The sequence below is a fragment of the bacterium genome (assembly GCA_030019025.1).
GTDB lineage: Bacteria > Hydrothermota > Hydrothermia > UBA1063 > UBA1063 > UBA1063.
In genome coordinates, this window is sequence record JASEFR010000013.1 from 1 (window position 1) to 24,689 (window position 24,689).

The following is a 24,689-nucleotide window of genomic DNA, read 5'->3' on the forward strand; positions in this document are numbered from 1 at the left end:
CCGGGCTTTTCTAAAATGGGTTCTGGACAATATAAAGAGGGTTAACACCAGAGAGTTTTATAAACCTTTGCAAAACCCTGTGCAGACTCTTATGCTAAAACAGGGAAGTGATAGGGAAATATACATCTTTATTTCTGCTGTTTTAAGAACTTTCGGTATTCCTGCAAAACTCACCGATGATTTAAAGGGTGTTCAATATTACGTTGACGGATGGAAAGTTTTTACACTGGAAAGAAAAATCCCTAAAAAGCTTGAAAAGGGCAAGGTGGTAGTGGCTTTTTACAGGAACGGCGTTAACGTTACCTCTGATTTCAATTATTATTACAATTATTCAGTTCAATTTTTCAAGGATTATCCCACAGGACTTGATGTTGAGGGTGTTTCTCAGGATACATGCGTGATCTTTGAACTTGAAGCGGGAAGATATTACCTGATGTATGGTTTTAGAAATGCATGGGGAGATGTGTTTGGTAAAAGTCGGGAGTTTGTGGTGGCTAAAGATAGTATAACTTCAATCAGGTTTGATGTCTCAATTCCTATAGAGTTAATGAAAGAGGGTGATTTGGTGGTCAGAAAAATTAATCTGGAGAAGTTGAAAGAGGTTTTGGGCGGTTGTGAAGTGGAAAGGGGTAATTTTTTAATTGCGTGGCTTGATCTTACATCTGAGGCTTCCAAGTCTTCGTTGAATTCCGCATTGAGAGACCTTCAAAGCTTTAGTGGGAAATTGATAGTCCTTACGGCAGACACACTTTCAGCTTATTCTTATCTTAAAGAGAATGGGCTTGAGGGTGATGTCGTCAAAATTGATTCAGAAGAACTAAAAAAGGCAGGATTTCGTAAGCAACCTTCCTTTGCTCTGCTTCTTAATGGAAGAACCGCTTTCTTTGTGGAAGGATTGACGTTGAATCTCGGAGAACTTATCAAGAAATTTACTCCGCGATAAAAGAAATCCACTTTTCAAAGGGAACAGAGTTTGCTTTTTCCTGCCATTCTTTGTCTGTCAGTCTATCTTTCATGGGCTGCTTAAACTCGTAGTATGAGAACATGGCTCCTTTAAATATTTTCCCGTCACCTTGAATGTAAAGTTCCAGCGGAAAACCAACAGCAACTTCCAGGACGAGGCCGGAATTTACATCGGTATGTACATCCGCTATTAAGGGCAATAGAGTATCCTCTTCATTTTGAGTGAATGATGAAGGAAAAGTGTAAATTCTTTCCAGTATTTCTCCGAAGGAGTAGAGGTATTTGGCTTTGTTTAAAGGCAACTTTTTATTTGCTGTCTGAAGCTCGCAGGCTTCAAGGATCATTTCTGTTAACTCTTTTAGTTCTTCAATTTTTTCAGATATGGTTTCATTTTTAAAGTCATAAGAAACAAGTTTGTTTTTGAAAGATTCAAGGAATCTTATTATCTCACGATAGCTTTGGGGTACAGGTTCTACTATCACATCAGGAAAAACTGGTTCCGGTCTTATGCCTGTAACCCTTGCAGTGTAGCTCTGTTTTGCATAAAGAATGGTATCATGCCTTAATTCTGCCCAGAAACCTTGTTGCGTAATCAGTAGTTTGTCCCGGTAGGCGGTGACGTTGACCTTGAGGAAAGGGGGAAAACGGGGAGTTTCGTTTAAGGTTTTAATTATATAAAGCCAGTGCCAGTAAGCATTTTGGTGCCATTCTTCAATTTTTATTGCCTGCGCCCATTTCTGGAGGCTGTCCAGCATTTTCGTGTAGTTTTTATACTGCCCTTCATTGTAAAAATTAAGTAAAATATCTTTTGCTCTATCGTTGCCAAGAACCGCAAGTAGATCTAATCCCCTTGGGAAGAGCCTCGGCTTTGAGGCTGTTCCAACCTTTGCATAAACAAGGTTTTGGAATATGTATGAATCTGGTATAAACCTCTGGGACATAAATTTGCAAGATAAAAGGATTTCTTCTGGATTGTCTATGTCCCTAAACCAGGTTGAATAAATTGATGGTTTTCTCAGTTTTGACGCTTTTTTCATAAAATTTAGAATCTGCGAGTCGTCGGAAAAACCGACGGGAAAGTCTGGGAATTGCTTTTCTATTAAAGGTATTAATTCTACAAAGTTCAGGTCGTCGCTTTTTCCCACCAGATAAGATGTGATTTCGTAAATCCGCTCGTAGAGTTTCTGGATCTCTGAATCCTCTGATATTGCCTGTGCCATCAAAATGGCACATCTTGTAAGAAAAATATTGCGATCGAGATTTTCAGTATCAGGGAAAATGTAAAAAGGCATCCTTCCAAGCCACATCATACTTAGGAAGTATCTTTTAAGAGTATCAGTCCTTGTATAATGCCCTCGGGGAACATACTGGGAGTAGTCTTCAAAAACCTTCAATACTCTTGAAGTGTCAAATCCAGCATGTTCAGAAATCAAATTTATTTCTGCTTCAACAACATCTTTGACGTCCTTATCAAGGCTAAATTTCGGGTCAAGAAGTTTTAAAGCAACCTCCACGTAGGCAAGGTTTGTAAGCGAGGTTTCTTTTATATGCCGATTTTTGACATTTTTCAATTCTCTAAACCTGCTGTCGAGTTTCAGGAGCATTGTTTTTAAATCGGAATAGAATTGTTCTGTTTCAAGGGTTCTCAGGGTGAAGTCGTAGATAAGGTGGACTCCGTGAAGAAGCGGGTCTATGGTGATGTACATTGGTTCATTTTGGTTTTTGATTTTTTTGTAGATTGCGGGAAAGTGGCTTTCGCTACTCTTTATTGCTATAAATCCATTTCTCTTCAGGGCATCTTCCATGTTTATGCGCCCCAACTTTTCACCACCGTTTAAAGTTAATGCTAAAAGAGTAATGAAGACTAACATAGTGAGTAAATTATAATGCTGTTTTTTCGTTAGATTGTTTTTGCTAATGCATGTTGATTGCTTTAATATTTCCACATGCCACTTGCATTTCTTCTATTTTCTTATGTCTTCAGTTCTCAATATCTTACCAATTTCAACAATGCCTTTTCCTCGGTAAAAGCTTCGGATACGATATTTGTTGCCACCGTAGGTGGTGTGGTAAGTTTTGCACCATCGACGATTTCCCACTCTGATAGTTTTTTTAGTTTTTCTTACAGGGTATTCACCACTGCCAATGGTTTGAGAAGTAACTATGTGCTGGATGTAGATGAAGATAGTGAAGGAAATTTGTGGGTTGTTGTGAGGGATGCTGGAATACAGGTTAAAAGAAAAGCCTCAGATATTTTTGAAGCCTATGATTTGCCAATAATCACATTACGCAAGGCCAAAATAATTAAATATTTCGATGAAGACTATTTTTTACTTGGTACAGATTACGGGTTGTTTGTTTTAAAAACCGGTGGGAACCTTAATCCAGAGGACGATAGGGTTTACCCACCCCTGGTTATACGTGACTCAGTTAAATTTATTGAAAAAGGTAAGGATTTTGCTTACATTGTAACACCAACAAATATTTACGGCTGGACACCCGACAGCACTTTCCGGATTGATGTTCCTTTAAATTACGGAGGGTTTGGAATAGCGAAAGAGTTGGATGATGGTATTCTATATTCTACGGGATCTAAGCTCGTGTTTGCTTCTGCTGAAACAACTTTAATTTTTGATGCAGGTTCTGTATATACTGCTGTTAAAGATGATAACAAGGTATATCTTGGAAGCAACTGGGGAACCTTTTTGTTTGAAAATCGAAGTTTGAGAAAAATTTTAAATTATCCGTCCGCTTGCATTATTCCCTTGGGTGATTCAGGAATCATCTTTACCTTTTTCACATCTAATCGTGAGTTTTCTTACTATGGGCCTCCATGGAGGTATTTTGACGGAAGTAGAGTTTATTCTTTCGGTAGCCCCACATTGTTCAATCTTGTTACATCACTTAAATTTAAGGACGGCATTATAGCGGCGGGCATCCTTGCCTGGACTTCGGATTCCATTTCTCTACCTTCAAAACTTTTAATTTTTGATGGCCAGGAATTTCACTATGGTGAGGGATTAAAAGGTATTGATCATGCGGTAAGAAGCATAGATATTGATGATTCTGGTAAAATTTGGGTTGGGTTATATTCGACAAACAGCCCGGGAATTTATGTTTTTGATAGGTCCGGTCGTCTTCAACATATTGTAAATGAGTTACCAACGAGGATTATATCCCATATTTCCATTGCAAAGGATACTCTCGTAGCTCTCTGGCAGGATGGAATATACAGGATTCACAAATATGGTTCATTCTTTATAGCAGAGGAAGTATTTAAAGTAAATTATCCATTCTTTGTCGAGCAGACAGGGGATGACCGCTACCTTATAGGGACTGAAAATGAAGGACTTATAATTATAGATACTTCGGGAAATTTGGTTTTGAGGCTTAATCCTTCGGATTTGAATTCTTCTCTGGTGAGTGTTGTAAAGAGCAGAGGCGAGAAGATGTACATTGGGACAAGCGGTGGACTGCTGGTTTATAGTGGCAGAGACGTAAAAAGGATTTCAACTGGTTATGTGAGAGATATTGAATTTTACAAAAATTTCGTGGTTGCGCTAACGGATTCAGCGATTCAATTGGTTTACAACGACTCTTTGGTTTACTCCTTTACCAGTTTAAATTCTCCATTTACTCCTATTAATGAGCAGTATTACCGCGTCAGGGATGTGATGGAGATAATGGATGACGGAACTTTTGTAGTTGGAGGGCAGGAGGGCATTATGCTGATGAAACCTCTCTTTCCTTATCTTAAAAGAGAGTCTTTTCGGGTTTTTCCGAATCCCGCGAAGGTTGGCGAGAGAATTTACGTGGATGCGCCCGAAGAACCAAAAGTATACGACCTCTCAATGAGAAGATTGCCATACCGAGCTAAATTGGATGGTGACTTGTATTTCTTCGACACCTATGGATGGGCAAGAGGAATTTATATAATTGTCTCTGGTGACAATGAACCTGTTAAGATTCTCTTGAAGTAATTTTATTATCTCTTTGTTGAGTGTACGCGGCGAGGAATTTATAATTTAAAACAAAGGAGGTTTTCAATGGCGAAAAAATATGTTTACTTTTTTGGAGGCGGAAAAGCTGAAGGCAACAAAGACATGAAGAATTTGCTTGGGGGTAAAGGTGCCAACCTCCATGAGATGACTAATATTGGCATTCCAGTCCCACCGGGTTTTACGATTACAACGGAAGCTTGTGTATATTACTTCAAAAATGGAACTTTTCCTCCGGGTCTTGAAGAGGAGGTTAGAGAAAATCTGAAGAAATTGGAGAATTTGACAGGAAAGATCTTTGGTTCTGTTGATAATCCGCTGCTTGTTTCAGTAAGGTCTGGTGCTCGTACATCAATGCCAGGCATGATGGACACCATTTTGAACCTTGGTCTAAATGACCAATCGGTTCAGGGGCTTGCAAAAAAGACCAACGATGAGCGATTTGCTTATGACTCTTATCGTAGATTTATTCAGATGTTCTCAGACGTTGTTCTTGGTGTTGATAGGAACCTTTTTGAAGAAAGACTAAGAGCCAAGAAGGCAGAAGTAGGTGTTAAGGAAGATTTCGAAGTTCCGACAAAAGAATTAAAGGAACTCGTCGAGGAATATAAGGACATAGTCAAAAAAGTTACGGGAAAGCCCTTTCCCCAAGACCCGGTAGAGCAGCTGTGGCTCGCAATTGAAGCAGTTTTTAAATCTTGGAACAATAAGAGGGCCATTGAATACAGAAGGCTTCATAGGATCCCCGATGAATGGGGAACCGCATGTAATGTTCAGACAATGGTATTTGGGAACATGGGATTTGATTGTGCAACCGGCGTAGCCTTTACAAGGGACCCATCTACGGGTGAGAAGACGGTTTACGGCGAGTATCTTCCTAATGCTCAGGGTGAAGATGTTGTCGCTGGAATAAGAACTCCAAAGAAACTGCAGTTGCTTGCTAAGGACATGCCTCAAGCATATAAAGAATTACTTGAGATTTTTGACAGACTCGAGAAACACTACAGGGACATGATGGATATCGAGTTCACTATTGAGAAAGGAAAAGTTTACATACTTCAGACCAGGGTTGGGAAAAGAAGTGCTCGTGCGGAGGTAAAGATTGCTGTTGATATGGTAAAAGAAGGATTGATAACTAAAGAAGAAGCAGTTTTAAGAGTTGATCCAAGGAGGATTGAGCAACTATTACACCCGATGATTGACCCGAAGGCAGAGAAGGTCGTGCTTACAAAAGGCCTTCCTGCTTCACCTGGGGCTGCATGGGGTAAGGTAATATTTGATTCTGATGAAGCTGCTGACCTCTCGGAGGCTGGAGAACCTGTCATTCTTGTGAGAGATGAAACCTCCCCTGATGATATTCGCGGGATGGCAAGATCGAGGGGTATTCTTACTGCAAGAGGGGGAATGACATCCCATGCGGCTGTCGTTGCACGGGGTATCGGAAAGCCCTGTGTGGTTGGTGCCGAGGAGATTGAAGTTGACTACGAAAATAACCTCTTCAGAGTAAGAGATGTTGTAGTTAAGAAAGGAGATATAATTACCATTGATGGCTCGACGGGTGAAGTCTTGCTTGGCAAAGTGCCAACGGTAGATCCTGAACTTTTTGAGGAATTTAACGAGCTCCTCAGATGGGCTGATGAAATCAGATGGATTGGTGTTCGTGCTAATGCGGATACTCCTGCGGATGCAGAAAGAGCCAGGAAATTTGGGGCTGAGGGTATAGGACTTTGCAGAACGGAGCACATGTTCTTTGAGGGTGAAAGAATTTATGCCATGCAAGAAATGATACTGGCGAAGACTAAGGAAGAAAGAGAAAGAGCACTGGCAAAATTACTACCGATGCAAAGAGAAGACTTTAAAGGAATCTTTAAGGCTATGGATGGTTTCCCAGTGACGATTCGCTTGTTGGATCCACCTCTTCACGAGTTCGTTCCAAAAACAAAAGAGCAGATGGAGGAGCTTTCAAGGAAAACGGGAATATCTGTGGAAGAGATTGCTGCAAAGTCTGAGGCTCTCCGAGAAGCTAATCCTATGCTTGGTCACAGAGGTTGTCGTCTTGGCATCGTTTATCCAGAGATAACGGAGATGCAGGCAAGGGCAATTTTTGAGGCTGCATGCGAATGTATAAAGGAAGGGGTAAAGGCCATTCCTGAGATAATGGTCCCTATTGTGTCGCTAAAAGATGAGCTGGATAACCAGAAGGCAATTATTGATAGAGTTGCCGCCGAAGTGATGAAAGAAAAGGGTATTGAGGTAGAGTATACTGTAGGAACAATGATTGAATTGCCCAGAGCCTGTGTAACTGCAGATAAGATTGCTCAGACTGCCGAGTTTTTCTCTTTCGGTACAAATGACTTGACCCAAACTACCTTTGGCTTTTCCAGGGATGATGTCGGGAAATTTGTACCTAAATACATAGAACTTGGCATTTTGAAGGATGATCCTTTCCAGGTACTTGATCAGGAAGGAGTAGGTGCTCTTGTTAAAATTGGCATTGAAAAGGGTAGATCCACAAGACCGAATCTCAAGGTTGGTATTTGCGGTGAACATGGTGGTGAGCCGTCCTCGGTGGAGTTCTGCCACAGAGTTGGTATGGATTACGTCTCCTGTTCGCCCTTCCGTGTTCCAATTGCCAGACTCGCAGCTGCTCAAGCTGTTGTAAAGGAAAAAATGAAAAGGCAGAGGTTACCACATTAATAAGACTGAAAAAGCTGGCGTAGCTCAATCGGCAGAGCAGCGCATTCGTAATGCGCAGGTTGGCGGTTCGAGTCCGCCCGCCAGCTTTTTTATTAATTATGGAAAATAGAGCACTATTTTCGGTATCAGGCCTTCGAGGTATAGTTGGGGAAGGCTTGACTATACCGCTTGTTGTCAAGTACACTTCAGCTTTTGCACGGCATAACGGCGGTAAATTGTATTTTGTGGCTCAAGACACAAGACCACATAGCGTTGCAATAAAATTAGCAGTAATTTCAACCTTGCTTTCTCTTGGCAAGGAAGTTATAGACCTTGGAGTGGTACCTACCCCCACTCTTCTCTTTGCAATCCGAGAAAGAAAAGCAGATGGTGGGGTAATGATTACCGCCAGCCATAACCCTATTGAGTGGAATGCATTGAAGTTTGCCAACGGAAATGGCCTTTTTATCTCAAATGAAGATGTTGTGAAAGTTGAAAAATTGGCTCAGGAAGAACCTACCTGGTCAAGATTTGATGGATTCAAGCCACTAAGGCAGAATGTTAACACTATTAAAGACCATATAGAGAAGATCTTGGCAAGTCCATTTATTAACGCGCCTCTTATAAGAAAGAGAAAGTTTAAAGTTGTGTGTGATTGCATAAACGGTGCTGCTTATAACGCTATACCTACACTACTTGAAGAACTCGGTGCCGAGGTTTTTGGTATCAATTGTGATGATTCAGGAGAATTTACAAGGAATCCTGAACCCAAAAAGGAGCATTTAATGGAGCTCGAGAATCTACTCTTCGAAAAAGATGCTGATGTGGCCTTTGCCACAGACCCTGATGGTGACAGACTTCTTGTAGGATTCAGAGACATAGGATTGCTTTCCGAAGAATACACTGTTCCCCTTTGTGCTTACTATATTTTGGGCAAGAAAAAAGGCGATGTTGTTGTCAACCTCTCTACGTCTATGATAGTGGAACACGTTGCTGAAAATTATAAAGTGAAAGTTTTTCGCACCGCCGTTGGCGAAGCCAATGTAGTAAAGATGATGATTGAAAAAGGCGCAATTATTGGGGGAGAAGGTAATGGAGGAGTTATTTTTCCTGCGATAAACGCCTGTAGGGATTCTTTAACCGGTATTGCGATAATCCTTTCCCTAATGGCTGAAGAGAACATATACCCTATTTATTCTTCAATTCCGAAGTTTTTCATGATGAAGAAACAGGTAAAGTATTATTCGGAATTACCCGTGGAAAAGCTTGAAAAGGCTTTTAAGAGGTTTAATGTGGACCTTACCGATGGGGTTTATCTAAGAAAAAAGGATGCATGGATTCATATTAGAAAATCGAACACCGAGCCAGTTGTAAGAATTTACGCAGAGTCTCCTTCAGAGGAGGAAACTCTTTCCTTGATTGCCAAGGCAGAAGAGGTACTTTCTGCGTAATTTTGCCATTTTCTTGAATATTCGAAGACTCAATTGTAAAATTTTTACGGTATGAACGAAATTTTAAAAATTTTTGTGCAAATACAAAATCTTGATAGCGAAATAGAGGAATTGAAACATAAGAAAGTGAATTTGCCCCAAGAAATTCAGCAACTTGAAAATGAAATTCAGAAACTGGCAGCTGAAAAGGATAAAATGGAAGCAAGTTTAAAAAAAGAAGAAATAAAGTTGAGAGAACTCGAAGTGGACCATCGTGAAATTCAGGAAAAAATTAGGAATTTTCAGGAAAAATCGAGACAGGTAAAAAGTAATGAAGAGTATCGTGCAATGATCTCTCAGATTGAACATGCCAACATGGAAAAGATTAAAAAGGAAGAAGAAATATTCTTACAGATGGAATTGGTTGAAAGATTGCAGAAAGAATTGCCTGAAAAAACTAAATTTCTTGAAGAAAAGAAAAAGGAGCTTGAGAACGCTGTTAGTATCTCAAAACAGCAATTGGCAGAAATAGAAAATCGGCTGGCTATGAACGAGGAGAAGAAAAAAATACTTCTCGAAAAGCTACCGGAAAAAGAGAAACAATTATATCTTAAATTGCAGTCAAAATATGGAAGTTATGCAATTTGTAGAGTCATTGAGAATGAGTCACCGAAAACGGAAAAGGACTATATTTGCTCAGGCTGTTATAGCGTTTTGCCCCTATCCTTTGTTCAAGAATTGAAGTCGAAACATCCATATTCAAGATGTCCCAATTGTGGACGTATAATTTACTATTATGAGGAAGTGTGAACTTTTTATTGATGGATCGTCGAGAGGTAACCCTGGTGAAGCAGGATGTGGATTTATTATATACTGTGAGGGAAAGAAAATCCTTGAAAAAAGTATTTATCTTGGTATAAAGACCAATAATGAGGCGGAGTATCACGGCTTAATAGAAGCCTTGAAGGCTGCTAAAGAGGTCGGATGCGGCGACATTACAGTCTATTCGGATTCGGAGCTTCTTGTAAATCACATCAATGGTGTTTACAAGGTAAGAGCCAGCAATCTTAAGCCGTTAAGAGATGAAGCATTGAGTTTGCTTAAAAATTTTAAAAATTGGCAATTGATCCATATTGGCAGAGAGAGAAATTTTGAAACCGATTTGCTTGCCAAGAATGTTTCGAAGGAGGGAAAGAATGGTAAAAAGTAAATTCAGAGTTATGGATGAATTAAAAGAAAAATATGGTTCCAGGTATTTAGTAGTTTTGCTTGCCTCAAGGATTGCTAAGGTTATAGTCGATACAAGGCAAGAAAGAGAAGTTGCTGCCCGGCTTGGTTTCAGTGACGAAGACACAAAGCCAACGGTACTTGCGTTGTATAGGATTCTGCGCGAAGGTGTAAAATATAGGCTTGAGCAGGAAAAAGCTACAGAAGAGTAGGTTAAAACTAAGTGGCTAAGATAGTAATTGGTCTAACTGGCAGTGTATCCGTTTATAAATCAATAAATGTCCTCCGTATCCTTGAAAAGCGAGGCCACAGCGTAAGGGCAATATTAACCGAATCTGCTCAAAAATTTTTATCACGTCTTCTTGTAAAGTCTACCATCAGCGGCGATGTTTACACTGATGAGGATTTCTGGAAGACAGGAAAGAGTGTTCACATTGAACTTGCCCGATGGGCTGATTTAATCGCAATAGTACCATGCACCGCAAATACCATATCTAAAATAAGATATGGATTGGCAGACAATCTCCTAACTTCAACAGTTCTTGCCTTTAAGGGTCCTTTGCTAATTGCGCCTGCCATGCACCAAGAGATGTGGCTAAATCTTGAAATTCAAGGTTCTGTTGAGTACTTAAAAGAATTTCGAGGTACTTTTGTTTCCGGTCCAGAAAAAGGGGTGCTGGCATCGGGTGAGATCGGTTGTGGTCGGCTCTTGAAAGAGGAGTTCATTGTCGAAGATATTGAGGCGGTGTTAAAAGGTTCACCATTAAAAGATTATAAAGTTCTTTTGTGTTACGGGAGAACGGAGGAGCCCATAGATGCTGTCCGTGTCATTACGAACAGGTCTTCGGGGTTGATGGGGTTTTATATTGCAAAGGCTGTTAAAGAACATGGTGGAAATTTAATTCAGGTGGTAGGTGAAACTTCCATCCCTCCTTATGGTAGAGACGAAACCATTCGAGTTAGAACGGCTGAAGAAATGCTGGAAGCAGTTCGTAAATATGTAGAAAAGGCCGATGTACTTATCATGGCAGCAGCTGTTTCTGACTATCGTTCGGGGTCTCAATATACGAAGAAATCGAAAAAGGGAGATCGATTAACAGTTACCCTTCTCCCAACCAAAGACATTTTAAAAACTGTTGCACCTTTAAAGCGTGAAAATCAAATCTTTGTTGGATTCGCCCTCGAAACTGATAATTTGGAAGACTACGCAAAGAAAAAATTGGAGGAGAAAAATCTGGATATTATAATAGGCAATTATGCAAGCGCCATGGGCTCTGAATTTTCCAGCGGTCTCATAATGGATAAGAGTGGAGGATTGGAAGAATTTTCGAATGTGACCAAAGAGACTCTTGCAGTAAAAATCGTTGAAAAAATAATAAAAATGTTAAAATGAAAGACCCCCGTGTTTTAATCTGGAGAGAAGTTCTTGGATTTGACAGAGTGTGGCTCCCAGATTCTAATAAGAAGTTAAAACTATTCCTATTGGAACAAAAAGCAAGCAACTGTAAGAAATGCCCTCTCTTCCGAACCCGTGAAAAATTTGTGTTTGGATGGGGAAATCCCTATTCGGGAATCATGGCAGTGGGAGAAGCCCCAGGGCCTGATGAAGATAAACTTGGGAAGCCTTTTGTAGGGCGAGCGGGTGAATTTTTAAATTATGCCCTTAAAGAAGCCGGTATAGACAGGGAAAGGGATTTGTACATTGCAAATGTTTTAAAGTGTATTCCCGTAGAACTGGCGACGGGTGCAAATGGAAAACCTGTTGCACTTCTAAACAAGTTTGGCAAAAAATCTTTTAGGGCTCCGAATAAAACTGAAGTTTCTGCCTGTTCAGAGTGGCTTGAAGCCCAAATATCAATAGTTAAACCGAAATTTATTCTTGCTATGGGAAATCCTTCTGTCAGGTATTTTCTCGGAGAGAAAGTCAATGTAACAGCCGTCCTGGGAACTCCAAGAAAAATTAGAGATGGAAGTATAACGGTATTTCCGGTTTTGCATCCTTCATATATAATCCGTAAAAAGAGCCCTGACTTGGAGATGCTGTATATCCAACAACTTAAAAAATTCAAAGAGCTGGTCTCAGAGCTAATTCCAGATTGAGTTTATAAAAATTTGGATTTTTTAGTTTCATTATTTTAAACTTTTTAATGCTAAAATGTTTCAGTGACAGTTCAATACTATATCTACATAAAATTCATGGTGAATAAGAGGGAATATTTTGCAAAGATGTTCCCAAATTGCACGTGAAATAGGCCCTCAGGCCCAGAAGTAGCCCGTGGAGAAAAAGTATATGAAAGTAAGGGAACTATATAGCTGACAAAAGTGATAGTAAAAGGAAGATTGGTAATTGGAAAGGTTATTCGCAAATGAATCCTAATACCAAGGATATTAAAGAGAATAAGTTAATATTTTGGGAATACTTGGAGTAGAATTAAAAACAAAGGAGGTGAACTTTCGAAGAATACAATTTTCTGATAATAGCTTCTTGGAGTACTCCCCTACAAGCACTACTTTACCTCCTTTTAAGGAGACTTTTTTGCCCACATTCCTCAAAAGATAAGCTATACAGCCTTGTCTTTTTCCCTTGCCTTCTTGTAATTCCAGGCATTATGGGCAATGATTGAATATCTAATTCTTTATGCTATCACAATTCTTTATCTTTGGAAATTGAACAACTAATGCATACCCTCCATTTTGCAGTATGGTCCCGTTTTACTTTACCAGAATTTTTGAGGAGATTAAGCCATTTCAAGGAGATTATTTTAGGAATGCCGGGTGCTTGACAGAACTTATGTTTAAAGTTAAAATTCCAACACACGTAAAAGGAGGTAAAAATGAAGCTCCTAAAATACGTGGTAACTGGTATAATGGTATTAGGGTTTGTGGCAAACCCTGTAATACTCAATGCTGCTCAATCTGAAGAGATTGCTAATGCCTGTAAGCAGGGTGAATTTGATGCTCAGAAGGATGTGAATGGAACGTTGTGGCTGGCAATCGGATTCTTCGGTGGAATTTTAGGCATCGCAGCCGCGTACATTATTGAGCCCACACCACCAGCATCAAGATTGATTGGAAAATCACCTGAGTATGTTGCAGCGTATACGGATTGCTACAAGAGCGCAGGAAAAGATGTTCAAACTAAAAAGGCAATCACTGGCTGTGTTATAGGTGGTTTACTCTACGTTGTTGTATACGGATGTTACTGGCTTATCTGGGGTGCAGCTTTAAGTAGCGCTTATTAAAAAACTCATCCGTCCATAAAACTAAGGGGTCCTGAAGACCCCTCAGTTTTATGGACGATTTTTCAACATGAAAACAATCTTTTTTCTTTTTTTTGTCCTTAAGGTTGATTCAACAATAGTTTTTGATTTCCAACACATTTTAAAAGACCCAATCAAAGAAGATACTGCATCTGGGCAAATATATAGAAATGACACCCTTTTCTATATAAGTGTTGAAAACCCCTTAAAACAGGTTTTGTATTTTTCCTCTGACACTATGATTATTAATTACCCGAGTCTAAAGAGAGCTTTTAAAGTTAAGTCAGGGATCACTTTTAAACATCAAACTCCTGGGGGTCCAATTGGGAGGCGAGGCGCCAATCTAAAAAATGCCGGTTTTATGTTTCTAAAAAGAGAGGTGAATAGCGAGAGAAAAACCGAGATCTGGATTCATCCCGAGAACGGGTTAAAGATAATTTATGCTTTTGAAGGAGATCGCCTTGTGGATATGGTTACACTTTCAGATAAAGGTGATACCATAGTAAAGATTACTTATGCGGATTATCAAAAAGTGAAAGATTGGAACATACCTATGACATTGAAGATTAAATCTTCTGAATATGAAGAAATATACAAACTTTCGAACCCAAGGGTAGTACCTTTTACAGATTCACTTCGAAATTACCTTGAAATAGCGAAAGACGTAAAGGTGGAATATAAAGGTTTTGATAAATGAACGTTTTGGCTTTACTCTTGGTGCTTTTAACTTTTGATGCTCCTGAGACTTTACAAGAAAAAAGAGATAAAACAGGCCCTGGCTTTGAGTACACTCTATATTCAAATCCTGTAAAGTTTTTGATACTAAAGATGATAAGAATATATCAGTCAACAATCTCAAAAGTTCAGGGTGATGTGTGTAACTTTATTCCCTCTTGTTCCCATTACGGGTATGAGGCAATAAGAAAATATGATGTTATTAAAGGTGTATTAATGGCTTCCGATAGGATTCAAAGGTGCCATGGTTTCGCACTGCTTTATTTTCCTGATTATTATGGAATAAAGGAAGACTCTATCAGAGGAATAAAGGCTTTTGACCCGGTGAAATGACGGTGCTTTTATTGCTTATTTTTGGGCAATTCATTGAGTTTGCTAAACATTTGGAAGAAGAGGGAGACCTTTTTAGAGCGATATATGAGTACAAAAAGGTCTATTACGAGTCGAATGATCCTACCTTAAAAGACTTGGCGGCTAACAAAATTGCATATCTATCTCTTAGAATTGGTTCCTATGAAGATGCATTAATGTACGCTGAACGCATTTCGGATAACGACCCGTTGAAGAAGATAAAACTTGGATTCCCCAATTTGTATCTAAAAAATTACGAATTGGTTGAAAATTACTGGCAAAGCAATGACACCCTCCTTTCCTGGTTGTATTTAAGGAGGGGACAAATTGATAAAGCAAAGTCATTGATCCCTGATGTTTCGGTTATCAGAAAATCTCCTTTTATTGGAGGCTTGTTATCTGCTGCCATTCCAGGCACGGGCAGGATTTACGCTGGAAGAGCCTTTGATGGTGCACTTTCTTTAATAATAAATGTATCGACTGGTTATTTAGCTTACCGTGCATATAAGAGTGGCGGAAAACTTGAATTTTACCTTTATTCTACCTTGTTTTTGATCTTTTACCTCGGTGACATTTATGGTTCATATGTAGCGGTTAATGAATACAATAATGTTAGCCTTGAAAAAGCGGTCAAGGATTTTGAAGTCAGATTCAATGTATGGAAATATTGGTTTTAACCTATATACTCATCACAAGTATCGGTGATTCCTTATTTAAAGAAGGCGACTTTTTTAACGCTATAACAGAATACAAGAGAGAATTATATTTTGCCGCTTCAGATTCCAATTTGCTTCTCAGAAAAATCGCTATTTCTTATTTAAAAAGGGGAATGTTTGAAGAGGCGGCAAATTATTATTCGGATATTCTCTATGAGAATCCATCTAATGATGTTCAAATGCTTTTTACAATATGTTTGATAAATTTGAAAAAGTATGACGAGGCCCAAATAGTAATTGGAGATTTTACAGATAGTCTTGGTAGAATCCTATTCTCTATAGCATCTGCATTAGGCGGAAATTATTCTGAAGCTTTTCATATCCTTGATTCTTTGAGAGTAGAACATCCTAAATATCTTAGTTTAAATAAGTTAACAACTCTTACCAAAATTGTACCCGGTTTAGGGCTTGTATTCCTTGGTGACTTCCCACTATTTATTGGGACGTTAGCTTTAAGCGGATTTGGGGCCTATCTAATTTACTATTATCTTAAAAGAGGCCTTGTTTATGAGGCCATCCTTTCGGGTTACCCAATTATTGAGAGATTCTATGGTGGCGGAATAAGAAATACAAAAGTTAAGTACCGGCTTTATTATGATAATTTTTTCAAATCTCTTTTAAAGCAGTTGGAATCTGAGCTTATAAGACGCGAAGAAGCTTTCATTTTCAACCAATAATTAGAACTGCGGAACCATCTAACCTTGAGTATTTTACATCTTGTAAAGCTTTGTTTGCATGTTCTAAAGGATAAGTACTTATCAAAGGCCTTATTGGAATTTCAACGGCAAGTTTAATGGTTTCTTCAACATCTTCTCTCGTGCTATTTGCTGTTGACTTGAGGCTTCTTTCTTCATATAGCAAGCTATAAGGGAAGGAGGGGATGTCACTCATATAGATTCCCGCACTTACTACAGTGCCTCCTTTATCTACGTACCTCAGGCTCTCAATTAATGTTTCGCCGACAGGAGCAAATACTATTATACCGTCAAGCCTTTCTTCAAATGTGTCTCCCAGTTTGCCAACCCACTTTGCACCCATTTCCAATGCCTTCTTCCTGTGGGCTTCTGATCTTGAGAATACGTAAACCTCCATCTTTCTGTGGATGGCGATTTGTAGTACAATGTGTGCAGATGAACCAAAACCCACAAGTCCAAGTTTTTGTCCTTCTGTCAGATTTGTAAGCTTAAAAGCCCTATATCCGATTACGCCTCCACATAAAATTGGAGCAAAGCTGAAAATATCTATCGTTTCAGGTAGTCTATAGATGGCGGTCTTATTCGCGATCATATATTCAGCATAACCGCCATTTACATGAAATCCCGTGAAGGAAATATTTTCGCAAAGATTACTTAATCCTTTTTTGCAATATTTACATTCGCCACATGTTGAATGAAGCCATGGTACTCCGACAAGTTCACCCTTTTTAAACTCTTTCACCCTGGCGCCTAAATTTTCTATCCTGCCAATAACCTGATGTCCTGGAATGATTGGATATCTGGGAGGTATGATATCTCCCTCAACGATGTGTAAATCAGTGTGACAAACTCCACAGGCTAACACCCTGATGAGGACCTTGTTCTCTTTAGGTTGCGGGATCTCCAGCTCTTTTAAAATAAGTGGTTGATTTTCAATTGGAGCTGGTTTTTCTAAAACCATTGCCCTCATAGCAGGTTTGCCACTCCTGATATTTCTCTTAATAGCCACCTCTTTCTAAATATTCCATGAGAAAAGTTTACAGATGTTGGTTCAAAGGTTATGAATATGTAAGGAGCAGGTTCACCGAACTTTTTCATAAATCCCGTTCTTAATACGATTTTAAAGTTCCCATTAATTAAACTCATAAGGTGATCCATGCTAAAAATTATGCCGCTTCCAGTAAAATTTCTCGTTTTGGTGTTTAAAAACTCTAAGCTTAGGAAATTTCTTTCATAAAAGAAGTGAATAACAGCATCATTTCCCCAGTTAAACCTTATAAAAGGAAGCGTTAATCTTATATCTTCTGCGTGTTCAATTTCATTTGAAGGATAGAGATGTTTTATGCCAACCTCTCCCTGTAAAAGTAGAGTTCGTACAATTGGAAACCTCGTTAAATGATAGAGAGAGGTTACGATGTCTTTATTTGAAAAATGTATCCCAATAGAATGAGTCTGGTAAACGTCAGGATTAATTTTTGTCAAAACTACCGATGAAAAACTAAACTGTGAAGCCCATGGAAATGACTCCCCATAGAGGTTCATTTGCCTTAGATATCCATATTTTTTGATATAGAGAATGTGGCCTACTCCGAAACCAAAATAATTTTTGTTGCCTGATAGTGAAAAAGCAATGCTTGTTGCAGGTATGCCATTGTAAAAGGTAATAAGTTGGCTACTACGAGGGCTACTAAAGTAAACTGTACCTGCATATTCCAAAAGATTCAGAGGAGAGTGCCCCTGGAACTGGATTCCTTCAAAGGTTATTTTTGCACTTTTTAGATCCGGCAGGTAATTCATATTGAAGGTTAAAACTGGTAAGATAAGATCGGGATATGCGAGCTCTTTCAGGTAAGCAAAATTGCTTACTTTTTCTACTTCTCTAAGAGGAGAGTTTTCTTGGTCCAGGGATGTATTTTGTTTGGTTTCAAAATCCAATTCAAAATCTTTGAAATTCCTTAGTGATGACGTGCATAAATATTCACCATCGATGTCAATTGTCACATAATAAACCGTTTCTGGATCCAGAGCAGGGTAATAGGCGAGAACCGGCTCATCAAAAATTTTAAGCTTTCCGTTTCCGATGTCAAAGAGGAATAAACTCCACTTCCCGTTAAAGTTACCAGGGAATAGAAGATTATTCCCCGTTTTTTGAAAATAACCAATTTCAAAAGGTAAATCAGTTATTTTTTCCAACTTCTCTTTTGACAATCTGAATATCTGGTTTCCTTCCAAATCTTTATGGGCTAAAAAATAGAAGGAATTGTCATCTAACGAAACTTGCTGAATTTTTAAATTATCAAAGTAAGCTATTTTTTCATGTTTTCCGTTCCAGAATTTCCACAATGAAGACCCCTCGATTTCGTCAATCACATAGAAAATTGTGTCTCTTGAAACATCAAAGGCTCTTATTCTGCCATTGAAAAGATAGTTGAATTTACCGGAACTATCAATTTTCACTATAGCATTGGTAAAGTAGATACCGTAATAGGAGATGTTAGCATTACCCTTTTTTACATCAGGTATCCCCAAATATATGGAATTTTCGGCTATAACAGGGGGAAGAGAAATGTCACCGGTATAGATTTTGTCAATTTTCCAGGGTGTGGGATCAAATACGCATAAATCCGATTCATAGTAATTATGCTCCCACGATACTCTTTTGTAATTTGTTTTTACGTAGTAAACTTTCCTTCCAAAACTTCGCAGGTATTTGATGTGGTAACCTCGATCTATGTATGATTTAGAGAGGGGATAAAATCCCCTTTGAAATTTTAGTTTGCGTTGCCATCGCTTCCATAGTGAGCTTAGTGGCTTTTTATAGGCAATGATGGCTGGAATGTCGATTAAAGGTATAGTGAAAGGCATTCTTCCTACAGTGGTATAGTACTTTTTTAGTTTTTGCTCACCATAATCCTTTATTAGGAATTCTGTGAATTCTGAACCCATTAAGTATACAATTTCTCCCTGTGGGTAATCTACGGGATCGTGGTTCAAATAAACACCTTGTCTTAATTTTCTCCTTGCATTTAATATTTTGAGATATGCGTCGAAATAGCCTTCATTGAGCCTTCCATCCTTAGGGTCGAGATTCGACTCGTTATATACAGCGATTCCTTCTTGCATATAGCTTGGTAAAAACAGCATATTGGGTAAATATATTTTTCCAAAAAATAGTCGAAAAATGTTGGCAGGAAAGCCTATGTTTGAAAGTTGAGTGTGGTGTGTATATTCATGAACCGATACTGTCCGCCACCAGGATTTCATCGTACCAAAGTGAAAATCCGGTCCAGGAACATAGTTAAAAATTGAAATACTTCTCGATACTGGGTCAGAATAGCCGTTGGATATTGTGCCTATGTCTTCAATAAAAATGTGAGGGGTAGGAGGATTACCACCAGTTGTTTTTAAAATATTGTTCCTGTTTTGCTCGAGAAAATTGCAAATTTTTACCGCATTTATCGAGTCCTTTTGATAATACACGACAAAATTTCTGCTCTTTATAGCGTTTATGAACAAATGGTTAGTTAGCACTAATATTATTAACATTTTCCGAATTTTCCCTTTTGTGAAGATATTCCTGTGACAAAACCCCAATTATTATAAGAACAAGTCCGATAATAGTTGATGTGTAAATTTTTTCCTTCAAAAACAAGGAAATGAAAAGCAGTGAGAGAAAAGGAGAAAAATAGATGAGATTGCTGACCCTTGAAGTATCTTTGACGGTATTTAAGGCTTTTAACCACAGGAGAAAGGTGATTCCCATCTCAAAAAGCCCTACGTAAACCCCACCAAGGATCGCAAGGGAGGAAGTGATTTTCAACGGTTTTAGTACAAGTGTAAAAATAAAAAGATATAAATTTCCAAATAAAAAATTGAAGAAGAGCTTCGTTTCTGCTTCTCTTTTGTCAGTCATATTTATTAGCCAATAAACTGCCCAAATTACCGTGCTAAGTAGTGCCAAGGATACACCGATAGGATTTTTGAAAGAGAGATTTTTTATATCATCCTGCGTTATTGTAATGAAGGCGCCTGAGAAACTCACAAGAAGTGCAAATAACTTTAAAAGAGATATCCGCCTTTTTAAAAAAATGGAGCTTAAGATTGTTAAAACTATTGGCCATAGATAGTTTAGTACAAGCGCTTCCTGTGCCTTTAAAAGACTATATGCTGTGAAGAGAACAATATAGTATAAAAAGGGATTCAAAAAGCCGAGAACCGCTGACCGCGTGTTTCTTTTAAAATTTTTGATTTCAATAAATAATTTGTTTGTTGCGGAAAGCCATAGTAGATAAACAAGAAGAGAAACGACAGATGATATTAGGAGTAGACCGAATTGATTTGTGTATCTAAGGGTTAATTTGAATGCAGTGGCCTGTGTAGACCACAGAAGGACAGATAATATGGCGTAAATCATTCAACAAAATTTTTATTAGAAGGTCAATTTATTCAGGCGCCTATGTGAAAACCTGGCCACTCGGTCTCGTAGTCTTCAAACTTTTTAGCGTAGTCTCTTTCTGTTTCTAAAAGTTTATAGTGGGATAATTCTACTGTAGAAATGTATTCTAAGGTTTTCTTTATCATTTCGTCAGAAAAGAGGTTTATCATTGATTTATAGAACTCTGAAGCCTTTAACTCTGCTTGCATTGCAATTTCAAGAACATCAGAAACAGGTAGCTTTTCCACTTCAGGACCGATTTCCGGAAGAGGGACGGGTGATTTTTCAGGTAGTAAAACTGTTTCACCAGGGAAGTTCTGTGAAAAAAGTTTTTCGAAGAATTCTCTATGTTTTTCCTCTTCCTTAGCGAGAAACTCGAACTTGTCTTTCAGCACGAAATTTGAAATCCGATTTTTCATTTTTTCGTATAATTCTTTTGATTCTACTTCACTCTTGATTGCTGTCAGTATCACATCTTTTAACGAAAATTTACTAAGATCCATAATTCCTCCTTTTTTAGCTTAATTATAACCTCATAGTTGTGAATTATTTCAGGTGGTTCTCAAAATCTTCAACATCTCTTGAGCATTTTTTAACATAGCGTGGTTATTGTTAAAAAAAACGTAGATCTTTTCGGGCTTTGTTTCAAGGATTTTTTCTGCCACTTCTCTTAGTTCGTTTTCTGTGTAATCATGTGCATACCAGCGATCTCTTCCGTGCATTCTTAAGTAAACAACACCATTTATGTTAAAAATAGTCCGAGGTAAATTGGGGGCATCTACGGAAACCAATGTGATACCAAGAGATTTTGCCCAATCAACGGTCTCATCTACAAACCAGCTAATGTTTCTTGGCTCAAGTGCAAATCTTTGACCCAGGTTAGTAAAAATAACAAATTTCTCGATTTTATCCTTGAAATCGGTTTTTATAGAGGGAGGAAGCTGAAAAAGATAGAAATCTATACAAAAATCAAGGGGTTCAAAGAGACTTTTAAAGGCATCCCACGTCGAATAAGATTCTTCACCGAATTTACGCAAATGGGTAACTCTTCGAGTCACTTTAACTGCCCATCTTAGTCCATTGGCAGATTTAGCCCAACCTTTTATTTGGGATGGAAAGGGAAACCGGTAGAAAGAGGCATTAAGTTCAACGGCATTAAGATTTGAATTTTTAATATACCAGTCTAAAGAGTTTCCGAGGTTCCAAGAATATCGCCACCCAGAAGTCCCAACATATACCTGCATAAGAATATTTTTAATCAAATCTTGTGTAAAGTAAAATCTGAGTACTACACTACGTTATAGTTCCATTCTTATTATTTCTCCATACTTTGAAAGTTCGTTTAAGTTCAATTTTGTACTATCGCCAATAACAATCATTGAGATGCTATCCGGCTTAAGGTAAGTTTTTGAAGCCTCTTTAATATCATCCAGGGAGATATTTCTTATAGCCTCTTGCATCTTCTTATAGTAATCATCCGGAAATCCGAATAGGCTTCTTAATGCTAATCTCTGAACGTATGCCCAGTCGCTTCTGATGGAGGTAACTGTTGAATTTAGGAAAGAATCTTTTGAAAATTTTAGTTCTTCCTCAGTTATGTTCCCATTTAGCATCTGATTTATAGCATCAAAAATGTGATAAATTGAGGTTGTAACAGCATCGCTCCTTGTAGCTGTAAAAGAGTAAAATCCACCCTTAATACTGCTTAAAATGTGGAAGTAGGCATAAGTTGCATAAGCCAATCCCAACTCGTTCCTCACCTTAGATACTATTTTAGAATTAAACCCGCCACCAAGGATATCGCCGACTATAAATACCTTAAAAACATCATCGGAATAACCCTTTGGGCCATCCTGAACCAACATCACATAACCCTGCTCAATTGGTCTTTGGCAAAAGTAAACCTTTTTCCCTTCAACGGGTTGTGGTTTGGGAATTGTCAACTGAGTGGTATCGTTTAGGGAATCTTTAAAGGTGCAGTTTCCGAAGGTTTCAGGCCAATTCCTATCGAAATCTCCTACAATTGAAACTACCATATTTTTGGGCTGGAATATTTTTCTATGTATATTCAATAATTCTTCTCGGGTTATATTCGATAATTTGATGGTATCAGGAGGACTTTCAAGGGGTGTTCCTCTATATAAAATCATAGTGCTCAGAATTCTTGTCATTTCATCGGGGTCGTCAAGGGTTCTTCTCCAATCATCCAATAACTTCGCCTTTTCTAAAACAAGGACTTTTTCATCTATTCTCGGTTCGAATATTATCTCATATATTAATTTTTCTGCAGTGTTAATGACTTTGGGGTCAAAGGTAAAGGTAATAGATGAGTATTCATTCTCGACTCTGTGACTTATTAAAATAGCATTGTATTCAATGGAGTCTATTAATTCTTCAGGGCTGAAGCTTTTTGTTCCCCCTCTTAGCATGTTTCTTAGTAAAAGTTCGGGAATAAGACCATACCCTTTGGGAAGATAGGCCGCACCACCTTTTACGAAGATGGTAACCTCTATGAGGGGTAGTGTATGGTTTTCTTTTAAGTAAATTACTGTTCCCGATGAAAGTGCGATTTTGCCTATGTCTTTTCCGACTTCAGGAACACTCCATTTAAGAGGCTTAAATTTCATTCTCCTTATTTCTTTTGCCATTTGGGATTCTTTACCATCACCAAAAATAAGGGATGAAAGAAGTAAAACGCCCGTTAAAATTCTAAACATTATTCACCTCCTAAGGTTATAATGGATGCATTGCTTTTTCTAAGATATTTTCTAACAGCATTTATAACATCTTCCGGCTGTATTGATTCTATTATTTCAATTTCTTTTCTGTAAAATTCAGGGTCATTGAAAAGCCTCACTCCTCTCGAAACAGTAAAAGCAAATCTGAGCGGGTCTCTTTGTCTATTTACATAAAACATTTTGAAGTTATTTTTAGCCTTTTGGAGAAGTTCTTCTTCAATTCCTGCATTTTTAATGGAATCTACAAGTTCGAAAACTCTTTTTTCCAGTGAATCCATTGGTATACCCGGGGCGGGGTAAAGATATATCCCAAAAAGGGAAGGGCCTTTCCCGTCCCAGCTTGTTGTGAAACTGAATGTGTTTGATGCTATGCCCTTTTCCTCAAGAGATTTTTTCATTATTGATGCATCCGATTCCCCAAATATAAAGGAAAAGATTGAAAGCGCATAGTAATCCTTTTCAGGGTAGTATGGGCCTTGAAAACCGATTGCCATTGTAGGCTTCCCGTGTGAAATAACCTGAGTTCTCCTTGTGCCATTTTGCTTGGGTTCCTTTGTGTATCTTGAAATTCTCAACTTTTTCCCAGTCCAATCTCCAAAATATTTTCTGATTAATTTTATGTCATTTTCGGGATCTACATCTCCTATTAAGACGATAACACAGTTGTCTGGAGTGTAATGGGTCTTGTAATACCACATCACTTGATAAGGCTTGACATTCATTATGTCATCTTCCCATCCTACAACTGGCCATCTCAATGGAGATGCGTGATAAACTGTGGTCATTAAAGCATCCCAGATCTTGTTGTAGGGGTTGTTTTCTCCCATTCTCCTTTCCTCATTTACGACGTCTCTTTCCGAGTAAAATTCACGTAATACTAGATTTTTAAATCTATCTGATTCTATTTTGCACCATAACTCTTTTTTATTTGATGGGAGAAAAACGTAATATTGGGTGCTAACATTGGAGGTCGAAGCATTCATTATTGCTCCACCGTGGGAGAGGTAAATTCTCCATATTTCCTCGGAAATTACATATTTTTTTAATTCCTGTTTAATACTGTCGATTTTTGATGTTAGAGTTTCCTTTGTAGAATCATCCTTAGCGTTTTCTAATTGTTCGTATAGCTCGTCCAGTTTCCTATTTAGCTTTTCTTCTTGTTTGTAGTTGGTAGTTCCCAATTTTTTTGTTCCTTTAAAAAGCATGTGTTCAAGTAGATGTGATACACCAGTTAGGCCTGGGGCTTCGTCTGCTGAACCGGTATTAAATTGTATGAATCCTAAAAAGACCGGGAGCGTCCTATCCTGGATGAAAACTACCCGCAATCCATTCTCAAGCGTGAATAAAGTTATACGTTTACCTGAAGTTGCTACAGTTAATAGAATTAATAAGATTTTCATCAAACCTCCTTTTGTAATAAATTATATTGTTGGAGCTTCGAACTGTTTGGCCGGTGAATCCAAGA

21 protein-coding genes, 1 tRNA gene and 1 pseudogene are annotated in these 24,689 nt (G+C 38.3%); 15 read left to right on the top strand and 8 right to left on the bottom strand.

Annotated features, from left to right (window positions below):
• Window positions 1-943: hypothetical protein (locus QMD82_04525; protein MDI6851184.1), on the top strand; the 943-nt coding region annotated here is incomplete at its 5' end.
• Here QMD82_04525 and QMD82_04530 read toward each other — a convergent pair.
• Window positions 930-2,834, bottom strand: coding sequence for a DUF3160 domain-containing protein (locus QMD82_04530; GenBank protein MDI6851185.1), 1,905 nt, complete (start codon window positions 2,832-2,834; stop codon window positions 930-932). The two genes, QMD82_04525 and QMD82_04530, sit on opposite strands and share 14 nt — an antisense overlap.
• A gap of 75 nt (window positions 2,835-2,909) precedes the next feature.
• On the opposite strand from QMD82_04530, the gene QMD82_04535 reads away from it, so the two are divergent.
• From QMD82_04535 to QMD82_04600, 14 genes and pseudogenes are all read left to right on the top strand, one after another.
• A complete protein-coding gene (locus tag QMD82_04535; protein MDI6851186.1) occupies window positions 2,910-4,943 on the top strand; it encodes a hypothetical protein in 2,034 nt (677 codons plus the stop codon).
• A 66-nt stretch (window positions 4,944-5,009) separates the two neighbouring features.
• The gene (gene ppdK, locus QMD82_04540) at window positions 5,010-7,658 is read left to right on the top strand and encodes a pyruvate, phosphate dikinase (GenBank protein ID MDI6851187.1); all 2,649 of its coding nucleotides are present in this window, start codon (window positions 5,010-5,012) and stop codon (window positions 7,656-7,658) included.
• A 13-nt stretch (window positions 7,659-7,671) separates the two neighbouring features.
• A tRNA-Thr gene (locus tag QMD82_04545) sits at window positions 7,672-7,744 on the top strand.
• A gap of 12 nt (window positions 7,745-7,756) precedes the next feature.
• A complete protein-coding gene (glmM, locus tag QMD82_04550; GenBank protein MDI6851188.1) occupies window positions 7,757-9,088 on the top strand; it encodes a phosphoglucosamine mutase in 1,332 nt (443 codons plus the stop codon).
• A gap of 51 nt (window positions 9,089-9,139) precedes the next feature.
• Window positions 9,140-9,877, top strand: coding sequence for a C4-type zinc ribbon domain-containing protein (locus QMD82_04555; GenBank protein ID MDI6851189.1), 738 nt, complete (start codon window positions 9,140-9,142; stop codon window positions 9,875-9,877).
• Window positions 9,864-10,277 (top strand): ribonuclease HI family protein, encoded by a 414-nt coding sequence (locus QMD82_04560; protein MDI6851190.1) that lies wholly within the window; start codon window positions 9,864-9,866, stop codon window positions 10,275-10,277. The genes QMD82_04555 and QMD82_04560 overlap by 14 nt, the downstream gene beginning before the upstream one ends.
• Window positions 10,264-10,506, top strand: coding sequence for a DNA-directed RNA polymerase subunit omega (locus tag QMD82_04565; GenBank protein MDI6851191.1), 243 nt, complete (start codon window positions 10,264-10,266; stop codon window positions 10,504-10,506). Before QMD82_04560 ends, QMD82_04565 begins: the two co-directional genes overlap by 14 nt.
• An 11-nt stretch (window positions 10,507-10,517) precedes the next feature.
• Window positions 10,518-11,687, top strand: a complete 1,170-nt coding sequence (gene coaBC, locus QMD82_04570) for a bifunctional phosphopantothenoylcysteine decarboxylase/phosphopantothenate--cysteine ligase CoaBC (protein ID MDI6851192.1) — start codon at window positions 10,518-10,520, stop codon at window positions 11,685-11,687.
• A complete protein-coding gene (locus tag QMD82_04575) occupies window positions 11,684-12,394 on the top strand; it encodes a uracil-DNA glycosylase (protein MDI6851193.1) in 711 nt (236 codons plus the stop codon). The genes coaBC and QMD82_04575 overlap by 4 nt, the downstream gene beginning before the upstream one ends.
• Window positions 12,395-13,128: 734 nt before the next feature.
• Window positions 13,129-13,536, top strand: coding sequence for a hypothetical protein (locus QMD82_04580; GenBank protein ID MDI6851194.1), 408 nt, complete (start codon window positions 13,129-13,131; stop codon window positions 13,534-13,536).
• A gap of 67 nt (window positions 13,537-13,603) precedes the next feature.
• Window positions 13,604-14,251: a hypothetical protein gene (locus QMD82_04585; GenBank protein MDI6851195.1), complete on the top strand. Its 648-nt coding sequence runs from the start codon at window positions 13,604-13,606 to the stop codon at window positions 14,249-14,251.
• Window positions 14,252-14,382: 131 nt separating this feature from the next.
• A pseudogene (yidD, locus tag QMD82_04590) lies at window positions 14,383-14,544 on the top strand (membrane protein insertion efficiency factor YidD).
• A 74-nt stretch (window positions 14,545-14,618) separates the two neighbouring features.
• Window positions 14,619-15,317 carry a hypothetical protein gene (locus tag QMD82_04595; GenBank protein ID MDI6851196.1) on the top strand — a complete coding sequence of 233 codons (699 nt, stop codon included), beginning with the start codon at window positions 14,619-14,621 and terminating at the stop codon, window positions 15,315-15,317.
• Window positions 15,299-16,033: a tetratricopeptide repeat protein gene (locus QMD82_04600; protein MDI6851197.1), complete on the top strand. Its 735-nt coding sequence runs from the start codon at window positions 15,299-15,301 to the stop codon at window positions 16,031-16,033. Before QMD82_04595 ends, QMD82_04600 begins: the two co-directional genes overlap by 19 nt.
• Here the strand turns inward: QMD82_04600 and QMD82_04605 are convergent.
• The 7 genes from QMD82_04605 to QMD82_04635 are packed head-to-tail and all read right to left on the bottom strand — an operon-like array spanning window position 16,023 to window position 24,624.
• On the bottom strand, window positions 16,023-17,021 hold the full coding sequence (locus QMD82_04605) for a zinc-dependent alcohol dehydrogenase family protein (protein MDI6851198.1): 999 nt from the start codon (window positions 17,019-17,021) through the stop codon (window positions 16,023-16,025). The two genes, QMD82_04600 and QMD82_04605, sit on opposite strands and share 11 nt — an antisense overlap.
• The gene (locus QMD82_04610; GenBank protein MDI6851199.1) at window positions 17,018-19,597 is read right to left on the bottom strand and encodes a hypothetical protein; all 2,580 of its coding nucleotides are present in this window, start codon (window positions 19,595-19,597) and stop codon (window positions 17,018-17,020) included. Before QMD82_04610 ends, QMD82_04605 begins: the two co-directional genes overlap by 4 nt.
• Window positions 19,572-20,465, bottom strand: coding sequence for a DMT family transporter (locus QMD82_04615; protein MDI6851200.1), 894 nt, complete (start codon window positions 20,463-20,465; stop codon window positions 19,572-19,574). Before QMD82_04615 ends, QMD82_04610 begins: the two co-directional genes overlap by 26 nt.
• Before the next feature lie 32 nt (window positions 20,466-20,497).
• The gene (locus QMD82_04620; GenBank protein ID MDI6851201.1) at window positions 20,498-20,989 is read right to left on the bottom strand and encodes a ferritin family protein; all 492 of its coding nucleotides are present in this window, start codon (window positions 20,987-20,989) and stop codon (window positions 20,498-20,500) included.
• A gap of 48 nt (window positions 20,990-21,037) precedes the next feature.
• The gene (locus QMD82_04625; protein MDI6851202.1) at window positions 21,038-21,730 is read right to left on the bottom strand and encodes a DUF72 domain-containing protein; all 693 of its coding nucleotides are present in this window, start codon (window positions 21,728-21,730) and stop codon (window positions 21,038-21,040) included.
• Window positions 21,731-21,784: 54 nt separating this feature from the next.
• Entirely contained in the window at window positions 21,785-23,203 is a 1,419-nt protein-coding gene (locus QMD82_04630) for a pitrilysin family protein (protein ID MDI6851203.1), read from the bottom strand.
• On the bottom strand, window positions 23,203-24,624 hold the full coding sequence (locus tag QMD82_04635; protein MDI6851204.1) for a pitrilysin family protein: 1,422 nt from the start codon (window positions 24,622-24,624) through the stop codon (window positions 23,203-23,205). Before QMD82_04635 ends, QMD82_04630 begins: the two co-directional genes overlap by 1 nt.
• Window positions 24,625-24,689: the final 65 nt, after the last annotated feature.

Bases quoted from the DNA above. Each gene is read 5' to 3' on its own strand.
- QMD82_04530 (MDI6851185.1), bottom strand. From the start codon at position 2,834: ATGTTAGTCTTCATTACTCTTTTAGCATTAACTTTAAACGGTGGTGAA.
- QMD82_04535 (MDI6851186.1), top strand. From the start codon at position 2,910: ATGCCACTTGCATTTCTTCTATTTTCTTATGTCTTCAGTTCTCAATAT.
- ppdK (MDI6851187.1), top strand. From the start codon at position 5,010: ATGGCGAAAAAATATGTTTACTTTTTTGGAGGCGGAAAAGCTGAAGGC.
- glmM (MDI6851188.1), top strand. From the start codon at position 7,757: ATGGAAAATAGAGCACTATTTTCGGTATCAGGCCTTCGAGGTATAGTT.
- QMD82_04555 (MDI6851189.1), top strand. From the start codon at position 9,140: ATGAACGAAATTTTAAAAATTTTTGTGCAAATACAAAATCTTGATAGC.
- QMD82_04560 (MDI6851190.1), top strand. From the start codon at position 9,864: ATGAGGAAGTGTGAACTTTTTATTGATGGATCGTCGAGAGGTAACCCT.
- QMD82_04565 (MDI6851191.1), top strand. From the start codon at position 10,264: ATGGTAAAAAGTAAATTCAGAGTTATGGATGAATTAAAAGAAAAATAT.
- QMD82_04575 (MDI6851193.1), top strand. From the start codon at position 11,684: ATGAAAGACCCCCGTGTTTTAATCTGGAGAGAAGTTCTTGGATTTGAC.
- QMD82_04580 (MDI6851194.1), top strand. From the start codon at position 13,129: ATGAAGCTCCTAAAATACGTGGTAACTGGTATAATGGTATTAGGGTTT.
- QMD82_04585 (MDI6851195.1), top strand. From the start codon at position 13,604: ATGAAAACAATCTTTTTTCTTTTTTTTGTCCTTAAGGTTGATTCAACA.
- QMD82_04595 (MDI6851196.1), top strand. From the start codon at position 14,619: ATGACGGTGCTTTTATTGCTTATTTTTGGGCAATTCATTGAGTTTGCT.
- QMD82_04600 (MDI6851197.1), top strand. From the start codon at position 15,299: ATGGAAATATTGGTTTTAACCTATATACTCATCACAAGTATCGGTGAT.
- QMD82_04605 (MDI6851198.1), bottom strand. From the start codon at position 17,021: ATGAGGGCAATGGTTTTAGAAAAACCAGCTCCAATTGAAAATCAACCA.
- QMD82_04610 (MDI6851199.1), bottom strand. From the start codon at position 19,597: ATGTTAATAATATTAGTGCTAACTAACCATTTGTTCATAAACGCTATA.
- QMD82_04615 (MDI6851200.1), bottom strand. From the start codon at position 20,465: ATGATTTACGCCATATTATCTGTCCTTCTGTGGTCTACACAGGCCACT.
- QMD82_04620 (MDI6851201.1), bottom strand. From the start codon at position 20,989: ATGGATCTTAGTAAATTTTCGTTAAAAGATGTGATACTGACAGCAATC.
- QMD82_04625 (MDI6851202.1), bottom strand. From the start codon at position 21,730: ATGCAGGTATATGTTGGGACTTCTGGGTGGCGATATTCTTGGAACCTC.
- QMD82_04630 (MDI6851203.1), bottom strand. From the start codon at position 23,203: ATGTTTAGAATTTTAACGGGCGTTTTACTTCTTTCATCCCTTATTTTT.
- QMD82_04635 (MDI6851204.1), bottom strand. From the start codon at position 24,624: ATGAAAATCTTATTAATTCTATTAACTGTAGCAACTTCAGGTAAACGT.